Genomic DNA, 18,503 nt, shown 5'->3' with positions numbered 1-18,503 from the left:
TGTTGTTCTTGATCTTGATCTTGATCTTCCAGTCCGCCTTGAGCGAGCCGAGCATCGCAGGGGAATCAGGGGCGAAGAGGCGCCGGTGTCTGAGCGCAGCGAGTTCGGCGCCGTCCCCTGATTCGCCGAGAAGCACAGGGAACCGTCGCGCAGCGACGGCTCGCGCCCCGGCGGCGTGTTTCTTTGATTACTTTCTTTGCACGAGCAAAGAAAGTGACACCTCCCCGCAGGCGCGGAAACGATCCGCCGGGCACGATCCGGCATCAGCAATGCATCGCGCAAACAAAAACGCCCGGCGCGAAGCCAGGCGTTCCTGCACTACCGTGGAGCGGTGGCTTACGCCGCCGTCGACGCCCGCAGCGCGGCGATGCGCTCTTCCAGCGGCGGGTGGCTCATGAACAGCTTCTTGGCCGTCGAACCGGAAATGCCGAAGGCGGCAATCTGGGTCGGCAGCGTGCTCTGGCCGTGGTTGAGCTGCAGGCGCTCCAGCGCGGCGATCATCTTCTGGCGGCCCGCCAGCGAGGCACCACCCGCATCGGCACGGAACTCGCGATGGCGCGAGAACCACATCGAGATCATCGTGGCGAACAGGCCGAACACCATCTCCAGCACGAACACGATGATGTAGTAGGCGAAGCCGCGGCCGCCGCCTTCGCGGTTGCCCGACAGCGCGCTGTCGATGATGCCGCCGACCACGCGGGCCAGCACGATCACGAAGGTGTTCAACACGCCCTGCAGCAGTGCCATGGTGATCATGTCACCGTTGGCGACGTGGGCGATCTCGTGGCCCAGCACCGCTTCGGCCTCGTCTTCACTCATGTTGTGCAGCAGGCCGGTGGACACCGCCACCAGCGCGTTGTTGCGGTTGGCACCGGTGGCGAAGGCATTGATCTCCGGGCCGTCATAGACCGCCACCTCGGGCATGCCGATGCCGGCCGCCTTGGCCTGCCGCTCGACGGTGGCCAGCAGCCAGCGCTCAGTCTGGTTGCGCGGCTCGGTGATCACCACCGCACCGGTGGAGCGCTTGGCCATCCACTTGGACAGCAGCAGCGAGATGAAGGAGCCACCGAAGCCGAAGATCGCGGCCATGACCAGCAGGCCACTCATCTGGCTCGGATTGACCCCCAGCAACGACATCACGATGCTGGCGAGGATCAGGACCGCGAAGTTGGTCGCCAGGAACAGGGCAATGCGGGTAAACATGGGAAAATCCGGCTCGGAAGGGGTCGATACCAGTCAATTTGCGGTGTGGTCAGCTTGAATTCAAGCGCCAACCTGACCGACGATTCAGCCAGCATGACCTCCCCCATTTCCTGCGGCCGCTTCGCGCCCTCGCCGACCGGCCTGCTCCACCCCGGATCCCTGCTTGCCGCCTTCGGCAGCTGGCTGCTCGCCCGCCATCACGGCGGCCTGTGGCGGCTGCGCATTGAAGACGTCGATCCGCCGCGCACGGTGCCTGGCGCCGCGGAGGCACAACTGCAGGCGCTGGCCGCCTTCGGCCTCACCCATGACGGCCCGGTCCTGTGGCAGAGCGCGCGCGGGGAGGCCTACCAGGCCGCGCTCGACGTGCTGCTGGCCAGCGATCTGGCCTTTGTCTGCCACTGCAGCCGCAGCGAACTGGCCGCCAGCGGCGGCATCCACCACCGCTGCGTTGCGCGACAGCCACGACCGGACCCTGCCGTCCGCTTCCGCGTGCCACGCGGCAGCATCGTGCACTTCAATGATGGCCTGCGCGGGCCGCAGCACCAGGACGTGCATGCCGAGGTTGGCGACTTCGTGCTGCGCCGTGCAGATGGCTGCTGGGCCTACCAGTTGGCCGTGGTGGTCGATGACGCCGCACAGGGCGTGACCGAAGTGGTGCGCGGCGCCGACCTGCTCGATTCCACCGCGCGGCAGATCCTGCTGCAGCAGGCACTGGGCCTGGCCGTGCCACGCTACTGGCACCTGCCGCTGCTGCTCGATGCACCGGGGCACAAACTGTCCAAGTCGCTGGCGTCGCTGCCGGTGGACAGCACGCGGCCGGTGCCGGTATTGCGCGCGCTCTGGCGGCTGCTGGGCCAGGCGCCTGCCGCACTGGACGGCGCCGATGACCGGGATGCGCTGCTGGAGGCTGCGCAACGGGCGTTCGACCCGGCGCGGCTGCCGCGGACCGACATCCTGTTGCCGGCCGGCGCACTTTCCGCGCCGATGTTGCAGAATCCCCCTTCCCCCACCTGATACCCGGACAGCACTCCATGACATCTCGCGTCGCACTGGTCACCGGCGGAACCGGCGGCATCGGTACCGCCATCTGCCAACGCCTGGCCGACCAGGGCCACCGGGTCGCCACCAACTACCGCGACGAGGCCAAGGCCCGCGCCTGGCAGCAGGCGATGACCGAGCGCGGCTACCACGTGGCGATCTTCCCGGGCGATGTCTCCGATCCGGACAGCGCCGAAGCACTCGTGCGCGCCGTCGAGGCCGAGCTGGGCCCGGTCGAGATCCTGGTCAACAACGCCGGCATCACCCGTGACACCACCTTCCACCGCATGCGCGCGGACCAGTGGCACGATGTGATCAACACCAATCTCAACTCGGTGTTCAACGTCACCCGGCCGGTCATCGAGGGCATGCGCCGCCGCGGCTGGGGCCGGGTCATCCAGATCAGCTCGATCAACGGCCTGAAGGGCCAGTACGGCCAGGCCAACTACGCTGCGGCCAAGGCCGGCATGCACGGCTTCACCATCTCGCTGGCCCGCGAGAACGCCGGCTTCGGCATCACTGTCAACACCATTTCGCCCGGCTACGTCGCCACCGACATGGTGATGGCGGTTCCGGAGGACGTGCGCGCCAAGATCATCGCCGACATCCCGACCGGACGCCTCGGCAAGCCGGAAGAAATCGCCTATGGCGTGTCCTTCCTTGTGGCCGAGGAAGCCTCGTGGATCACCGGCAGCAACCTGGACATCAACGGCGGCCACCACATGGGCTGGTGAGCCGCGCAGGGGGGCGCCGCGGCATGCACCGGCGGCCCCTGCCGATGGTCATGCTGCGCAGCACGCAAACCCTTGTTGCGCAACATGATCGCCCCTGAAAGCCAAGCCTGGCGGGGGCTGGAGCGGTTGCAACCGCTGCTGCACTGCGCCATGCTGCGCGTCTACTGTGACGAGTACCGCTTCATGGCTGCGACCCGCATCATCAAGAAGTATCCGAACCGCCGTCTCTACGACACCGAGATCTCCAGCTACATCACCATCGAGGACGTGCGCCAGCTGATCCTGGACGGTGAAGACTTCGAAGTCCGCGACGCCAAGAGCGGCGACGACCTCACTCGATCGGTCCTGCTGCAGATCATCGCCGACCAGGAACAGGACGGCGAACCGATGCTGTCCACCCAGCTGCTGAGCCAGCTGATCCGCTTCTACGGCGATTCCCTGCAGGGCTTCATGGGCAACTATCTGGAGCGCAGCATGCAGGTCTTCCTCGACCAGCAGCAGCAGTTCCGCCAGCAGATGGGCAACCTGCTGGGCCAGACCCCGTGGGCGATGATGAATCAGCTGACCGAGCGCAACCTGGAGTTGTGGCAGGAATTCCAGCGCAGCATGGGCAGCGGTTTCGGTGGCCCGCGCCCCGGCGGTACCGGAACGGGAACCGGCACCGGCAACAAGCCCGGCGAACCGGGCACCGGCACCGGCGGCAAGACCCGCCGCTGAACGGCAGCTACGGCTGATACGAAAACGGCGCGCCCCTGGCGCGCCGTTCTGTTTGGCATCGCGCCAACGATGCGTCAGCGTTTCGCCTTGCACCCCGTGCACACGCGCTCGACCTTGTAGCCCTTGGCCTTCAGCTTCTCGACCACGCCATCACTGCCCAGCAGGTGCAGCGTGCCGACCACCACCAGCGTACCGCCCTGCCCGGCCTGCAGGTACGGCTGCAGCTTCGGCACCCAGGCATCGTTGCGCCCGGTGTTGATGCGCTGGTACAGCTGCGGATACTGCTGGCGCATCTCCGCCGCCATCTTGGTCCACAGCAGGCGCTCGTCGCCGCGACGCCATGCATCATGCAGCAGCCGCGCCTGCTCATCGGCCTTGCCGGCCTGGTCCAGCGCTTCGGCCAGCATCTGCCGCTGCTCCTGCACCGTCATCCCGTCAAGCATGCCGATCTGGGTATCGATGTCCTCCAGGCCCGCCGTCTTGCGGCCGGTCTTCTGCGCACGCTCCATGAAGTGGCGGTCCAGGCCCAGCGCCGGGTCCAGGCCCAGTTTCTGCATCTGCCCGACCGAAATGCTCAGGCCGACAAACCAGGCCTTCATGCCCTGCATCTGCGCCAGCGGCAGCTGGTTCTGGGCAGCAAAGGCCTGCAGCTTCTGCCAGGTCGGCGCATCCAGATCACGCTTCAGCTCGCTGCCATCGGTGCGGGTCGCGGCCTGCACCATGCGGCTGGCCAGCTGCGGCGACTGCATGTCTTCCGGCGACAGCTCGAACACCACCCGCTGCGAGGCCTCGAACGCCTGCTCGACATCGGGCGACAGCGGGTAGTCCTGCGGCTTCAGCAGGTGGAACGACCCCAGCAGGTAGACGCGTGCATCGCCCGGGCCGGTGACTTTCCACAACAGCGGTACGGGCGGCTTGGCCGCCGCGGCGGTCGCGGCCGCAGCCGTGGTGCCCGGCGCATCGCGGGCAGTGGCCAGGGGTGCCATCGCGCACGCCGCCATCAGCAGCGCGGCACGGAACAGGTGTTTGATCGGCATGGTCAGCCTTCTCCTTCAGGCAGGTGGTACGCCTTCTCGCCCGCTTCCACGCGCAGGTCCAGCCGGTTTTCCGGTGGCGCCAGCGGACAGGTGGCGTAGGCGGTGAACGCGCACGGCGGGTTGTAGGCATGGTTGAAATCGATGCGCACGGTGCCGTCTGCGGCGGGCGCATCGGTATCCAGGTAGCGACCGGCCGGATAGCTGCCGCGGCCGCTGGTGCGGTCGGCGAAGATCAGGAACAGCGGCTGCCCGGGCGCACCGATCGCTTCCAGCCGCCAGCTGCGGCCATCGCGTTCGAACTCGACCGCGCCGGCATTGGGCATCTCGGTGGTCAGGCCGGTGATGTCGACGATCGGCAGGGTCTTGCCCGGCGGGTGCGCGATGAAGCGCGCCTGCACCTGCCAGTCCACGCCGCCCGGCCAGTACTGCAGGCCGGCGAAGTCACGCCGCGCAGGCGCATCGGCATGCTTGACCCGCAACGCGTCCCGCGGCCCCCGGCGGATGATGCTGAGCTGGCCCTTGCCGCCATCGAAGGCCAGCAGCGTCGGTTGCGCGTCCTTGTCTGTGTCAACGCGGATGCGGCCGCGCACCGGCAGGCCATCATGACTGACATCGACACCGGCTTCAGGCGTGAACCACCACTGCGTCCCTTCGCGACGCAGCAGGCCCAGCTTGTCCGGGCCAACCGTCAGGCGGATGCCGTTGGTAGCGCCGCTGCCAACGAAATGCGATTTGTTCTGCAGCCAGTGCAGGCCCACCAGCGCCGTCCAGCCATCGGGCCGGGTCAGGTCCTGGTAGCGCGCTACACGCCATTGCTGCTGCGCGGCCGCGTAGGCCGGATCTTCAGCGGCCGTCGGCACCGGCGGTGTTGCCGGGCTGCAGGCGGCCAACACCACGGCGGCCAGCAGGCCCGCCATTCCCCGATAACGCATCGATGCTCCCCTCAACGTCCGCGCAGGAACCAGCGGTCGATCTCCGCCAGCGAAAAACGGGCCCAGGTCGGTCGGCCGTGGTTGCACTGGCCGGACCGTTCGGTGATTTCCATGTCGCGCAGCAGCGCGTTCATTTCCGGCAGGGTCAAGCGCCGGTTGGCACGCACCGCGCCGTGGCAGGCCATGGTCGACAGCAGTTCGTCGCGTGCACTGGCCACGCGGCGGCTCTGGCCATGCTCGCGCAGGTCGGTCAGCACGTCGCGCAGCAGCCCTTCCGGTTCGGCATGCGCCAACAATGCCGGAATACTCCGCACGTGCAGCGAACCGGGGCCGGCACGGGTCACCTCGAAGCCGAGCACCGCCAGGGTTTCAGCTTCGCTCTCGGCGGTGTCGGCCTCGCGCTCGCCCACTGCCAGCGTGATCGGCACCAGCAACGGCTGCGACTGCAGGCCGATGCCATCGTGCGCGTTCTTCAGGCGCTCGTAGCCGATGCGTTCGTGGGCCGCATGCATGTCGACCACGATCAGGCCTTCGGCGTTCTCGGCCAGGATGTAGATGCCATGCAGCTGCGCGATCGCATAGCCCAGCGGCGGCACGCCTGCGTCGGCACTGGTGACCGGCAGTCCGTTCTCGGTCGGCATCGGCGGCAGCGCAGCACCGCGCTCGGCGCCGGCCGGTGCGGCATACAGCGCGGCATAGGCAGCCGGTGCATCGGCCACCTGCAGGCCCAGCGGCTGCTGCGGGCGCCATCCGGAGAATCCGCCACCACCACCTCCCGAGCCGGCACCCGGCGCGGGCCCACGCACCAGCCCGAATCCCGACGCGCCTGCGCTCGATGCCATCGGCATGGCCGTGGCATCCACCGGCTGCGCAGCACCGGCACCGATCTCCTGCGCCGACATGCCGGCGCGGGTATCGGCCAGCGCATCCTTCAGCGTGCGGTAGACGAAATCATGGACCAGCCGCGAATCACGGAAGCGCACTTCGTGCTTGGCAGGGTGCACGTTGACGTCGACGCGGGTCGGATCCAGTTCCAGGAACAGCACATAGGCCGGCTGGCGGCCGTGGTACAGCACATCGCCGTAGGCCATCTTCACTGCGTGGGCGACGCTGCGGTCACGCACCGAGCGACCGTTGACGTACAGGTACTGCTGGTCGGCGCTCGCGCGCGAATAATGCGGCTGCGCGATCCAGCCATGCAGGCGCAGTCCGGCACCGCTGTGGTCCACGCGCACGGCCTGGTTGGCGAAATCCTCGCCCAGCGTTTCGGCAAGGCGTGTGTCGGAATACAGATCGCCCGGCTTGTAACGACGCGAGGCCTTGCCGTTGTGCGACACGCGCAGCTCGACATCCGGCCGTGCCAGCGCCAGCGAACGCAGCCACTCTTCGATATGGCCCAGTTCGGTGCGCTCGGCGCGCAGGAACTTGCGCCGCGCCGGCACGTTGTAGAACAGCTCGCGCACTTCCACCGTGGTGCCCGGCGCGTGCGCGCGCGGGGTCACCTCGCCGATCTTGCCGCCTTCGATCTGCAACGCCGAACCGTGCTCGTCATGCGCGCGGCGCGAGGCCAGGGTGAAGCGGCTGACCGAGGCGATCGAAGGCAGCGCTTCACCGCGGAACCCCAGCGTTGCCACCGATTCCAGATCGTCCAGGTCGGCGATCTTGCTGGTGGCGTGGCGCGATACCGCCAGCGGCAGCTGCTCCGGTGCGATGCCGCTGCCATTGTCACGGATGCGGATCAGGCGCACACCGCCCTCTTCCAGATCGATGTCGACACGGTTGGCGCCGGCATCGATCGCGTTCTCGACCAGTTCCTTGACCACCGACGCGGGCCGTTCGACCACTTCGCCAGCGGCGATCTGGTTGATGAGGATCTCCGGCAACGGCCGGATCGGGCGCGGACCGGGCGCGCTCATGGGAGGTGATGGGCAGCAGACTTCATGGGTCGATGATAGCGGAGCTGCCGAGGATAGAGTCGAGCCATGCTCGACTGCGGGCTACCGACAAGGCCCAGTCGAGCGCGGCTCGACTCTACGGAAAGCAGTAACCCGCCTTCGGCGGCTTACTTGCTGCCGCCGGCCATGGTGCCGGCCGCGTCGATCTCGGCCTGGGCGCGGGCCGCATACAACGTCCCCGGCGGCGGCTGGCGGCTGAAGAAGGTGTGCACGCCATCCAGCACGGCGCCAGCGATCTTGCGCTGGTACGCCGGGTCCATCAGGCGGCGCTCTTCATCCGGATTGGAGATGAACGCGGTTTCCACCAGCATCGCCGGCATGTCCGAGGTGCGCAGCACCGCGAAGTTGGCGCGCTCGATGTTCGGCTTGTGGTTGTTGCCGATCCGCTTCAGGCCGCCCAGCACGTGGCCGGCCGCGTCTTCGGACGCCTTCATGTAGCCGCTCTGCGCCAGGTCCAGCAGCACGTTGGCCAGGGTGCCTTCGGTCTGCTGCAGGCGCACGCCACCGACCAGGTCGGCCGCGTTTTCCTTGTCCGCCAGCCAGCGGGCGCGCTGCGAAGAGGCGCCCTTGGTCGACAGCACGTAGACCGATGAGCCCGTGGCCGAGCGGTTTTCGGCCGCGTCGGCATGGATCGAGATGAAGATGTCCGCCTTGTTCGCGCGCGCCTTCTGCGCACGCATCGGCAGCGGAATGAACACGTCGCTGTCGCGCGTCAGGTAGGCCTTCAGGCCTGGCGTGGCGTTGACCTGGCGGGCCAGCTCGCGCGCCACTGCCAGAGTGACATCCTTCTCGCGCTTGCCGGTCGGGCCGATCGCACCCGGGTCCTGGCCGCCGTGGCCGGGATCGATCGCCACCACCAGGTGGCGCATGCCGGCCTGCATGCGGATACGCGACGCATCGCTGGGCATGACAGGACGCGGCGGTTCCACCGGCGTCGGTGCCGGTGTAGGCACGGTGGCCGGCGGCGTGGTCACCACCGCTGCGGTGCGCTGGCCGGCGAGGATCGCGGCCGGCGAGGACGACGGCGTGCTGCTGGCGGTGACACCGGCCGCAGCAACCTGGGCCGGCGCGGTGGTCGGTGCCGGGGTCGGCGTGGCCGGTGCGGCGGCAGTGGCGCTGGCCTGCTGCTGTACCTGTGCGGTCAGCAGGGCCGTGGCACGCGCGGCATCGGTGCGCGACTGCGCGCTCTCGGCCAGAGTCGGTACTGGTGCAGCTCCCGCCGCGGGCGCCTGCGGCTGCACGGCTGGCGTCGCCGCCGGGCGGCTGCTGGCCACGGCCGGGCCATCGCCCGGCCATTCGATCACCAGCTTGGATTCATTGCCCTCGCGCTGCATCTGCGGGCGGAACGGCGCCACCGATTCGGCGAGGTCGAAAACGACGCGGAACGTGCCCGGGACCGGCTGTCCGGTACGCACCGCCGTGACCACGCCCTGCGCGGCCGGCATCTTCAGGTTGCGTATGGCGCTGGAGTCGGGGAAATCGACCACCAGGCGGTTCGGGCCGGCCAGCGACAGGGTCTTGTAGCCGCCACTGCCGACCAGCGAGATCTCGGCACGGGTGCCGGTAGCGCCGGTGTTCAGCAGGACCTGTCGGACTTCACCCGCCCACGCACTGACGCTCGCCAGACCCAGTCCGACGGCGGCACAGATGGCGATGAGACGGTTCCCCGGGCGCATGGCTCAGGATTCAATCACCGCGCTGAACGGAATGCAACACCTTTTTCCTTAATAATCCGTAACCTGCCGGTCTTTGTTCTCGTCAGCCGACAGAAATGGCCTGCAAGTCGCCCCCTTGCGGCAGCCGTTCCAGCCATTCACGTCCTACGTCGCTGGCCCCAGTGAGACGGACGCGTCGTCCCTGCCCGTCGATCTCCAGCGCCACCACCAGGTCGGTCGGCGGCAGCGCGCCGGCGCCCCGTTCCGGCCATTCGACCAGCCACAGCACCGCGCTGCCCTCGTCCAGGCCGAGGAAATCCAGCTCACCGGCCTGGCCGATGCGATACAGGTCCAGGTGCCACGCCTCACCGCCACTGGCCAGCGGATAGCGCTCGACCAGGGTGTAGGTGGGGCTGCGGATCGCGCCCTGCACGCCCAGCGCGCGCAGCAGCGCGCGGGCCGTGGTGGACTTGCCGGCACCCAGGTCGCCGCGCAGTTCGATCAGCGCCTGCGGCGGCCGGGTGGCCGCCAGCCACTGCCCGAGCAGTTCGGTGGCGTCGCTGTCGGCAAGGAAGAATTCGGTCATGGGGAGAGGTCCGGGTTGGCCAGTCGCCGCAGCGGCGCCAGCAGATCAGTAGGAAGCAGGCCGCGCGCGCCATCGGCGGCAGCTGCATCGCCCGCCAGCGTATGCAGCAGCGCGCCCGCGGCCGCGGCATCGAAGGCCGCAAGGCCCTGCGCGCGCAGGCTGGCGATGATGCCGGTGAGCAGGTCGCCCATGCCTCCCACGGCCATCCCTGGGTTACCGGCAGCGATCAACCGGGGCGTTTGCCCAGGCGCTGCCACGATGCTGCCAGCGCCCTTCAGCACCACCACGGCGTGGAAGCGCTCGGCCAACATGTGCGCACAGGTGTAGCGGTCGGCCTGGATTTCAGCCGTGCTGCAGCCGAGCAGGCGCGCGGCCTCGCCCGGGTGCGGTGTGAGAATGGCATCGGGCAACGCGCGCGGATCCTGCGCCAGCAGGTTCAGGGCATCGGCATCGACCACCAATGGCTTGTTGCTGGCCAGCACCCGCGCAAACAAGGCGCGTGCCCATTCGTCCTGGCCCAGACCGGGCCCGATCGCCACCACCTTCGCCTTGTCCAGCAGCGCCGGCAGCACATCGCCGTCTTCCAGTGCATGGGTCATGGCCTCGGGCAACCGGGCCAGCAGTGGACCGACGTGGTCGCGGCGGGTGCCCAGGCTCAACAGCCCCGCACCCGCGCGCAAGGCGGCTTCGGCCGCCATCGCGATGGCACCGCCGCTGCCATGGTTGCCGCCGACGCACAGCACGTGCCCGGATTCGCCCTTGTGGGTATTGGCGCGGCGCGGTGGCAACAGGGCCCGCAACCGCACCTGCGTCCAGTGCTCCGCAGCGGGTACCACGCCTTGCCAGGCCGCCGCGGGCAACAGCAGGGGCGCCAGGACCTTCTGCCCGCAATGATCCAGCGCATCGCCGGAATACAGCCCGCGATGCGCCACGATGAACTGCAGGGTCAGTGCAGCGCGCACTGCTACGCCCGGCACCGCCCCACGGTCGGCATCGACGCCACTGGGAACATCCAGCGCCAGCACCGGCGCAGTCTGCGCGTTGAGCGCGGTAATCAACGCCTGCGCCGTACCCTCCGGCGCGCGATCAAAGCCCAGCCCGAACAGGGCATCGACCCAGACGTCGGCCTCGGGCAGCATGCCGTCGAAATCGGTGATGGTGCCGCCGCCGGACCTGAATTCAGATGCTGCACGCTGTGCCAGCGCGGTCGAGGGCGGCCTGCCCGGCAGGGCGATCACTGTCACCTCGCGCCCGGCCTGCAGCGCGTGACGGGCCAGCACATGGCCATCGCCCCCATTGTTGCCAGCGCCGACCACCACGCCGATCCGCCGCGCCTGCGGCCAATGCTGCAGCAGGCACTGCCAGGCGGCCTGGCCGGCCTGCGCCATCAGGCCCCAGCCGCCGTCGGCGGCCAACGCCGAGGCCTGCGCATCAAGCGCACGCGCGGCAGCGGAATCGAACAGATCGGCAAGGTTGGCCATGCAGGGATTTTATACTGGTGCACATGTCCCCCGCCCCCACCCCTGTCGATCCGGTCCAGGCCGTGCAGCGCATCCGCGAACTGGCGCGTGCGCATGGCTTCCAGCGCTGCGGCATCGCTGGTATCGAACTGGGCGAGGATGAAGCGCACCTGGCCGACTGGCTGGGCCAGGGCCTGTACGGCACGATGGACTGGATGGCGCGCCACGGCACCTTGCGCGCGCGACCGGCCGAGCTGCTGCCCGGCACCGTGCGCGTGATTTCAGTGGGCATGGACTACAGCCACAAGGACGACACCGAAGCCTGGGCGACCCTGGCCGACCCGGGCCGCGCCTACGTGGCGCGCTACGCGCTGGGCCGCGACTATCACAAGCTGATGCGCAACCGCCTGCAGAAGCTGGCGACGCAGATCAACGATGAAGTAGCGCCACTGGGCTACCGCGTGTTCGTCGATTCCGCCCCCGTGCTGGAACGCGCACTGGCGCGCAACGCCGGCCTCGGCTGGATCGGCAAGCACACCTGCCTGATCGACCGCCATGGCGGTTCATGGTTCTTCATCGGCGAGATCTACATCGACATCCCGTTGCCGATCGACACGCCGGCCACGGCGCACTGCGGCACCTGCACGCGTTGCATCGATGTCTGCCCGACCCAGGCCATCACCGGCCCGCAGCGGCTGGACGCGCGGCGCTGCATTTCCTACCTCACCATCGAGCACGACGGCGCCATTCCCGAAGACATGCGTCCGTTGATCGGCAACCGCATCTACGGCTGCGACGACTGCCAGCTGGTCTGCCCCTGGAACAAGTTCGCCAAGCGCACCGACGAAGCCGATTTCCGCGCGCGCAACAACCTCGATACCGCGCGCCTGGACCAGCTGTTCGCCTGGGACGAGGCCGAGTTCCTGCGCCGCACCGAGGGCAGCCCGATCCGCCGCAGCGGGCACGAGCGCTGGCTACGCAACATCGCCGTGGCACTGGGCAACGCACCGTCCTCGGCCGAAGCATTGGCCGCGTTGCAGACCCGCGTCGATGATCCCTCGCCGCTGGTGCGTGAACACGTGCAGTGGGCGCTGGGCCAGCACACGGCGCGCTGACGTGCGATCCTGAGCCCCCGCTCCACCCGCAGCACGCCGTTCCCATGCAGCCACGCAACAACGACATTTTCACCCCCAGCCAGCTCAACACCCTGGCCCGCGACCTGCTGGAAGGCAGTTTCCCGGCGATCTGGGTCGAGGCCGAACTGGGCAGCGTGGCGCGTCCTGCCTCCGGTCACCTGTATTTCACCCTGAAGGACGCGCGTGCGCAGCTGCGTGCCGCAATGTTCCGGATGAAGGCGCAGTACCTGAAGTTCGTGCCGCGCGAAGGCATGCGCGTGCTGGTGCGCGGCAAGGTGACCCTGTACGACGCCCGTGGCGAGTACCAGATGGTGCTGGACCACATGGAAGAGGCGGGCGAAGGCGCACTGCGCCGCGCCTTCGAGGAACTGAAGGCACGGCTGGAGGCCGAGGGCCTGTTCGACCCGGCGCGCAAACGGCCACTGCCGGCGCATGTACAACGTCTGGCAGTGATCACCTCGCCGACCGGCGCCGCCGTGCGCGATGTGCTGAGCGTGCTCGGCCGCCGTTTCCCGCTGCTGGAAGTCGACCTGCTGCCGACCCTGGTGCAGGGCAGCAGCGCCGCCACGCAGATCACCCGCCTGCTGCAGGCGGCCGATGCCAGTGGTCGCTACGACGTGATCCTGCTGACCCGCGGCGGCGGTTCGCTGGAAGACCTGTGGGCCTTCAATGACGAAGCCCTGGCCCGTGCGATCGCCGCCAGCCACACCCCAGTGGTTTCGGCGGTCGGCCACGAAACCGACTTCAGCCTCAGCGACTTCGCCGCCGACCTGCGTGCGCCGACGCCTTCGGTGGCAGCTGAACTGCTGGTACCCGACCAGCGCGAACTGGCCCTGCGCCTGCGCCGCACGGCCGCGCGCATGGTGCAGCTGCAACGGCATGCGATGCAGCAGGCGATGCAGCGCGCCGACCGCGCCCTGCTGCGCCTGAACGCCCAGAGCCCGCAGGCGCGGCTGGACTTGTTGCGCCGACGCCAGCTGGATCTGGGCCGGCGCCTGCATGCGGCGTTCAACCAGCAGCAGGAGCGCCGCGCCGCGCGCCTGCGTCATGCGGCGGCAGTGCTGCGCGGGCACCATCCGCAGCGCCAGCTCGATGCGATGCAGCGCCGCCTGGCTGCCCTGCGCGGGCGGCCGCAGGCCGCGATGCAGCGCCTGCTGGAGCGCGATGCACTGCGACTGCGCGGACTGGCGCGTTCACTTGAAGCGGTCAGCCCGCTGGCGACCGTGGCGCGTGGCTACAGCATCCTCACCCGCAGCGACGATGGCACCCTGGTACGCCAGATCGATCAGGTAAAGCCAGGTGACGCACTGCAGGCCCGCGTCGGCGACGGTGTGATCGACGTACAGGTCAAGTAAGGGGTGTTCGGCAGGGCTGCGCCCTGCACCTGCGGTAGTGCCGGCCGCTGGCCGGCAACCTCAACAGCAACAGCAAAAGCGGCTCTGGATTGCTGATGGTTTGGCGGGGCGGTGTGGCTGTGCAGGACACGCCGTAAACCCCGCTGCACGGTCCGGCCCAGCCGCCGGCGGCTGTGCGTTCGGGCGCTTGCGAAGCAGTGCTTCGCAAGCAAAGCGCCCTCACCCTTGGGGGCTCGATGGCGCCAACGGTCCTGCACAGCCACACCGCCCCACCTCTGACAGATTCCGATGACTGTTGGTAGGTGTCGAGCTTGGTCGACACGGTAGATCCACGCCATGCGTGAATGCATCTCTGCCAGATGGCGAATCAATTCGGGGTCAGATCCGATTTCCTACGGAAAACGGATCTGACCCCAAGAGCATTTCCGACAGACCGCAGCAAACTGTCGAAGGCGGGGTGGGTCCGGTTGCGGGAGTGTCCGCGGCATGGATGCCGCGGCCAAGCCCCCATGGAAGGGTTTACGGCGTCTCTTGCAACCGGACCCACCCCGCCATCCCTCAGGAAACCCGCTTCCGCTGTTGCTGCTGCCGGCCAGCGGCCGGCACTACCTACCGCGGGTGCAGGGCTGCAAGCCCTGCCGCCCCTCCCCCTACTTTGCCTGCTCGCAGAACTTCTGCCGGTACTCGAGCGCCTTCGGCATCAGCGCCTGCAGGTTCTGGATGCGGGTACCCGGGTTCGGGTGGGTGGAGGCGAACTCCGGCGGCGCCTGGCCGCCACTGGCCTGGCCCATGCGCTGCCACAGCGGCACCGCCTCGCGGGGATCGAAGCAGGCCGCTGCGGCCAGCATCAGCCCCACTTCATCGGCCTGCGTCTCGTGGCTGCGCGCATAGGGCAGCAGGTAGCCGTAGCCCATCGCCGACATCATCATCTGTTGCTGCTGCGCATCCATGCCGCTGGCGGCACCAGCCATCTGCCCGATCTGGGTCAGCTTCTGCTGCGCCATCCGCTGTGCACCATGGCGTAGAAGCGCATGGGCGATCTCATGGCCCATCACCACCGCCATCGCGTCACGCGTACGCGCCACCGGCACCAGGCCGGTGTAGACCGCCATCTTGCCACCCGGCAGGCAGAACGCATTGGCCTGCTCGGACGGGATCACATTCACTTCCCACTGGAAATCCCGCGCGAAATGCGCCGGCTGCACGCCGTGCTCCTGTGCCAGCGCGGTCTCCACCACGTCCACCTTGGCGATCAGGCGCTGGGCGATGTCGCGCACATCACGCGCGATCGGCGCATTCGGATCCATCGGCCGTTCCTGCGACAGGATCTGCTGGTAGGCCTGCAGCCCGAGCGCGGTCTCCTGGCGCGCATCCAGGCTGCTGTCGATCATCACCTTCTCGCCAGTGTAGGGATCGACCGTGCGATTGGAGAACCAGTAGAACACCGCATAGCCCGCCGCCAGCAGCAGCACCCACCAGCGGATGTTGCCGAACAGGCCGCGCCGCTGCGGGCCTTGCGGCGAACGGGAAAAGGGATCGTTGCGCATCGGTGTCTTCCAGCAGGCCCCGCCGGCCGGCGGGCACGGCGCAATCTTAGTGCGCGGACGCCAGCAGCGGGTGAAGCCCGATGCTCAGATGCCCCGCACCAGACGGAAGCCGATGCGCGCGTTGGTGGTGTCCGAGTCCTGCGATTGCCGCCAGGCCGCACGGGTCTGCTCGGGCGCATTGGCCCAGTTGCCGCCCCGGATCACCCGCGACCGGCAGCCCGGGTTGAACCAGGCGACACCATCGGACGGCGCACGCCGGTAGCTGGCATGCCAGCAGTCGGCCACCCACTCGCTGAGATTGCCGGCCATGTCGTGCAGGCCGAAGGCATTGGCCTGGAAACTGGCCACCGGCGCGGGCCCCCACCAGCCATCGCCATAGCCGACGAAGGCGTTGTGCCAGTGCCGTCCCGAGGGCGAGACATCCTTGCTGCCGGTGAAGTTGCCAGCGCCGGGCGGCGGCGTGCCGGCGTCGCCCCACGGATAACGGCCACTGCTGCCGGCACGCAGCGCGTACTCGAATTCGGCCTCGCTGGGCAGCCGGTAGCTGCGTCCTGTCTGCTCGGACAGCCACGCCGCGTAGTTTTCGGCATCACGCACGCTCACATGCATCACCGGCGAATTGCCCAGTGCGCGCGCGCCATCGTAATCGGAACGCCAGTCCACACCGCTGCGGCGGATGAAATTGCCGCTGCGCTCGTCATAGACCACCGAGTGGCCGCGCCGGGTCGCACGCGGCCGCGCATTGGTCGACTTCACATAGCGCTCGAAATCACTGACCGTGATCTCGGTGATCGCCATCGCAAACCCGCGGTCGAAGCGCACATAATGCGAGGGCCGCTCGGCATCGCTGGCACCGGGCTCGGCATCACCCGCGCCCATCTGGAAGCCACCATGCGGCACCACGATCATTTGCGGGCCGCGCCCGCCATCGCGCATGGCGTCGCTGAACACCTGCCCGGGACGGAAGCTGCCGTAATGGGTGGCCAGGTCGATGCGTTCGCGCAACTGGGCCACCACCGCATCCCCTGGCAAGGCGATGCGCAGGGCCTCGGCCAGCTTCTCGCGCGCCGGCTTCAGGCCCTGTGGCGTCGCCAGTTCGCGAAGGCCATCATCGCGCAGCTGCAGCAGTGCCGCCGCGCGTATCTGTTCGATACGTTCGAAGGCATCGGCAATGGCCGGTGACGAATCACGGACCTTGCTGGCTTCGGCCAGCCAGGTGCCGGCGCTGGCAAAGTCACGCACCCGCGCCGCGTCCTCGGCACGGCGGATCAGGCCACTCTCGGCCGCCGCCAGGCCCTGCCGTGCCCGGCTGTTGTGTTCATCCAGGGCCAGCGCTTCACGGAAGTTGCCGATCGCGCCGTCACCGTCCTCACCGATCCGCCCCGAACGCAGGTCTTCCTCGCCGGCACGGTTGTAGGCCACCACGCGCTGGGCGAGCTCCACCCGTCCCTGCAGCGCGCGAACCTTCTCATCCTTCGGCGCCAGGGTCAGCAGCACCAGTGCCTGGCGGCTGGCCTCGGCCAGCGCCTCGCGCTGCTGCAGCGGCCGGACCAGCAGGGCATCGGCCTGCTGCTGAAGGCGCTGGCGGGCGCGCTGCAGGCCGTTGCGGGCCTGGTGGTCATCCGGGTCTTCTTCCTGCACCGCCAGCCACAGCGGAACCGCCGCGTCGGCGTCCTCGTACAGGCGCCCTTCGGCGAACGCCTTCTCGGCCGCGCGACGCAGCTGGGCCAGGCTGCGCCCCTGCCGATCGACCCGCGGTGGCGTCCACCGCTGCACATCCTCGGCGGCATCCTCACCGGCGATGGTGACGCTGCCCTGCGCCGCCTCCGGCGTCGCGTCCGCCTGCATGCCTTGCTGCGGCCGTGCGTCTTCGCCAGCAGCCGGTCCCGGCTCCGGCGTCGCCGAGGGCGACGGCGTGCAGCCGGCCAGGGCCAGGGCGGTGCACAGCACGGACGACAGCGGAAAACGCAAGCAGGATCTCCTTCGGCACGGATGCGGACCGACGTTAGGCTATTCTCCCCTGCCTGAGCAAACCCGAGTAGTAGGCCCTGACCCGTGGCAATCTGGATCACCACCCCCGCCGAGCTGGATCCGTACTTCCAGCAGCGTCCGGCCCGCATCGGCCTGGACACCGAATTCATCCGTGAACGCACCTTCTGGCCGCAGTTGGCCCTGGTGCAGATGGCGGTCGGGCAGGACATCCTGCTGATCGACCCCCTGATTCCCGGCATGACCGAGGCGCTGGCGCCGTGGCTGGCCGATGAATCGATCGTCAAGGTGATGCACAGCGCCAGCGAAGACCTGGTCGCCTTCAAGTGGGCCTGCGGCGTGTTGCCACGTCCGCTGTTCGACACCCAGATCGGCGCCTCGCTGGCCGGCATCGGTGGCGGTATGGGCTACCAGAAGCTGGTCGCGGAAATCACCGGCGTGGCGCTGGCCAAGGGCGAAACCCGTTCGGACTGGATGCGCCGCCCGTTGTCCGACTCGCAGCTGCAGTACGCCGCCGACGATGTCGAGCACCTGTTCGCGCTGCATGACGCCATCGATGCCAGGTTGCAGGCGCTGGGCCGCCAGCAGTGGCTGCACGACGACGGCGAGCGCCTGCTGGCCAGCGTCGCCAATGACGAAGACCGTTGGCCGCACCTGGCGATGCGCTCGGCGCAGTTCCTCGACACGGCCGCACAGCATCGGCTGCTGCGTCTGCTGCGCTGGCGCGATGTGCAGGCACGCAGCAGCGACCGCCCGCGCAGCTGGATCCTGGACAACGAACTGGCCGCCACGCTGGCACGCACGCCACCGGCCGATGCCGCCGCACTGGGCAAGCTGTTCGAACAGTTCCCGAAGGCACCGCGCAAGCTCGCGGGCGCTGTGTGGCAGGCGCTGGATACGCCGCTGGCCGATGAGGCCGAAGCACCGCTGGCGCTGCCGGCCAACGACAGCAACAAGCAGGCACTGAAGAAGCTGCAGGACGCGGTTGCCGAGCGCAGCCGCGAACTGGGCCTGCCGGATGGAGTATTGGCCTCACGCAAGCACCTGGAAAGCTATCTGGAACGCCGCCAGTGGCCGGCCGCACTGGCCGGCTGGCGCCAGCAGGAACTGGAATCGCAGCTCCAGGCGCTGCTGCCGGCACGCTGAAGCACCTGTCGCG

At 68.6% G+C, this 18,503-nt stretch carries 15 protein-coding genes; 6 read left to right on the top strand and 9 right to left on the bottom strand.

The genetic code is table 11. From position 1 onward, the window contains the following. Positions 1-336: 336 nt before the first annotated feature. Positions 337-1,203, bottom strand: coding sequence for a protease HtpX (gene htpX, locus AC5P7I_RS12790; protein ID WP_014647806.1), 867 nt, complete (start codon positions 1,201-1,203; stop codon positions 337-339). A gap of 93 nt (positions 1,204-1,296) precedes the next feature. On the opposite strand from htpX, the gene gluQRS reads away from it, so the two are divergent. From gluQRS to phaR, 3 genes are all read left to right on the top strand, one after another. Further along, positions 1,297-2,217, top strand: a complete 921-nt coding sequence (gene gluQRS / locus AC5P7I_RS12785; RefSeq protein WP_134809106.1) for a tRNA glutamyl-Q(34) synthetase GluQRS — start codon at positions 1,297-1,299, stop codon at positions 2,215-2,217. Positions 2,218-2,234: 17 nt separating this feature from the next. Next, positions 2,235-2,975 carry a beta-ketoacyl-ACP reductase gene (locus AC5P7I_RS12780; RefSeq protein WP_014647808.1) on the top strand — a complete coding sequence of 247 codons (741 nt, stop codon included), beginning with the start codon at positions 2,235-2,237 and terminating at the stop codon, positions 2,973-2,975. 183 nt (positions 2,976-3,158) lie between these two features. Continuing rightward, complete coding sequence (gene phaR / locus AC5P7I_RS12775) at positions 3,159-3,692, top strand: polyhydroxyalkanoate synthesis repressor PhaR (RefSeq protein ID WP_041864232.1); 534 nt, start codon at positions 3,159-3,161, stop codon at positions 3,690-3,692. A gap of 74 nt (positions 3,693-3,766) precedes the next feature. Here phaR and AC5P7I_RS12770 read toward each other — a convergent pair whose 3' ends face one another. The 6 genes from AC5P7I_RS12770 to AC5P7I_RS12745 all read right to left on the bottom strand — a co-directional run bounded on the left by AC5P7I_RS12770 (position 3,767) and on the right by AC5P7I_RS12745 (position 11,338). Beyond that, positions 3,767-4,729, bottom strand: a complete 963-nt coding sequence (locus AC5P7I_RS12770; RefSeq protein ID WP_049405938.1) for a TraB/GumN family protein — start codon at positions 4,727-4,729, stop codon at positions 3,767-3,769. Positions 4,730-4,731: 2 nt separating this feature from the next. Continuing rightward, positions 4,732-5,661 carry a DUF1684 domain-containing protein gene (locus AC5P7I_RS12765; RefSeq protein ID WP_014647811.1) on the bottom strand — a complete coding sequence of 310 codons (930 nt, stop codon included), beginning with the start codon at positions 5,659-5,661 and terminating at the stop codon, positions 4,732-4,734. 11 nt (positions 5,662-5,672) lie between these two features. Continuing rightward, a complete protein-coding gene (gene mutL, locus AC5P7I_RS12760; RefSeq protein ID WP_046431747.1) occupies positions 5,673-7,577 on the bottom strand; it encodes a DNA mismatch repair endonuclease MutL in 1,905 nt (634 codons plus the stop codon). A 146-nt stretch (positions 7,578-7,723) separates the two neighbouring features. Further along, complete coding sequence (locus tag AC5P7I_RS12755; RefSeq protein ID WP_262088002.1) at positions 7,724-9,292, bottom strand: N-acetylmuramoyl-L-alanine amidase; 1,569 nt, start codon at positions 9,290-9,292, stop codon at positions 7,724-7,726. An 82-nt stretch (positions 9,293-9,374) separates the two neighbouring features. Further along, positions 9,375-9,857, bottom strand: a complete 483-nt coding sequence (tsaE, locus tag AC5P7I_RS12750; RefSeq protein WP_014647814.1) for a tRNA (adenosine(37)-N6)-threonylcarbamoyltransferase complex ATPase subunit type 1 TsaE — start codon at positions 9,855-9,857, stop codon at positions 9,375-9,377. After that, complete coding sequence (locus tag AC5P7I_RS12745) at positions 9,854-11,338, bottom strand: NAD(P)H-hydrate dehydratase (protein WP_262088003.1); 1,485 nt, start codon at positions 11,336-11,338, stop codon at positions 9,854-9,856. Before AC5P7I_RS12745 ends, tsaE begins: the two co-directional genes overlap by 4 nt. Before the next feature lie 23 nt (positions 11,339-11,361). On the opposite strand from AC5P7I_RS12745, the gene queG reads away from it, so the two are divergent. Together queG and xseA are read left to right on the top strand one after the other, a co-directional pair. Beyond that, positions 11,362-12,432, top strand: coding sequence for a tRNA epoxyqueuosine(34) reductase QueG (queG, locus tag AC5P7I_RS12740; protein ID WP_032956157.1), 1,071 nt, complete (start codon positions 11,362-11,364; stop codon positions 12,430-12,432). 44 nt (positions 12,433-12,476) lie between these two features. After that, entirely contained in the window at positions 12,477-13,808 is a 1,332-nt protein-coding gene (gene xseA / locus AC5P7I_RS12735) for an exodeoxyribonuclease VII large subunit (protein WP_262088004.1), read from the top strand. A 650-nt stretch (positions 13,809-14,458) separates the two neighbouring features. Here the strand turns inward: xseA and AC5P7I_RS12730 are convergent. Together AC5P7I_RS12730 and AC5P7I_RS12725 are read right to left on the bottom strand one after the other, a co-directional pair. Further along, positions 14,459-15,355, bottom strand: coding sequence for a M48 family metallopeptidase (locus AC5P7I_RS12730; protein ID WP_005417787.1), 897 nt, complete (start codon positions 15,353-15,355; stop codon positions 14,459-14,461). Between the two features lie 84 nt (positions 15,356-15,439). Beyond that, positions 15,440-17,326 carry an SUMF1/EgtB/PvdO family nonheme iron enzyme gene (locus tag AC5P7I_RS12725; protein WP_164077952.1) on the bottom strand — a complete coding sequence of 629 codons (1,887 nt, stop codon included), beginning with the start codon at positions 17,324-17,326 and terminating at the stop codon, positions 15,440-15,442. Between the two features lie 84 nt (positions 17,327-17,410). Here AC5P7I_RS12725 and rnd point away from each other — a divergent pair, with 84 nt between their 5' ends. Further along, complete coding sequence (gene rnd, locus AC5P7I_RS12720) at positions 17,411-18,490, top strand: ribonuclease D (protein ID WP_046431761.1); 1,080 nt, start codon at positions 17,411-17,413, stop codon at positions 18,488-18,490. Positions 18,491-18,503 lie beyond the last annotated feature (13 nt).

Source organism: Stenotrophomonas sp. YJH_SMC_138, from assembly GCF_059369855.1.
The sequence above is the reverse complement of the archived record's forward strand: the minus strand, read 5'-3'. Positions and strand labels throughout refer to the sequence as shown.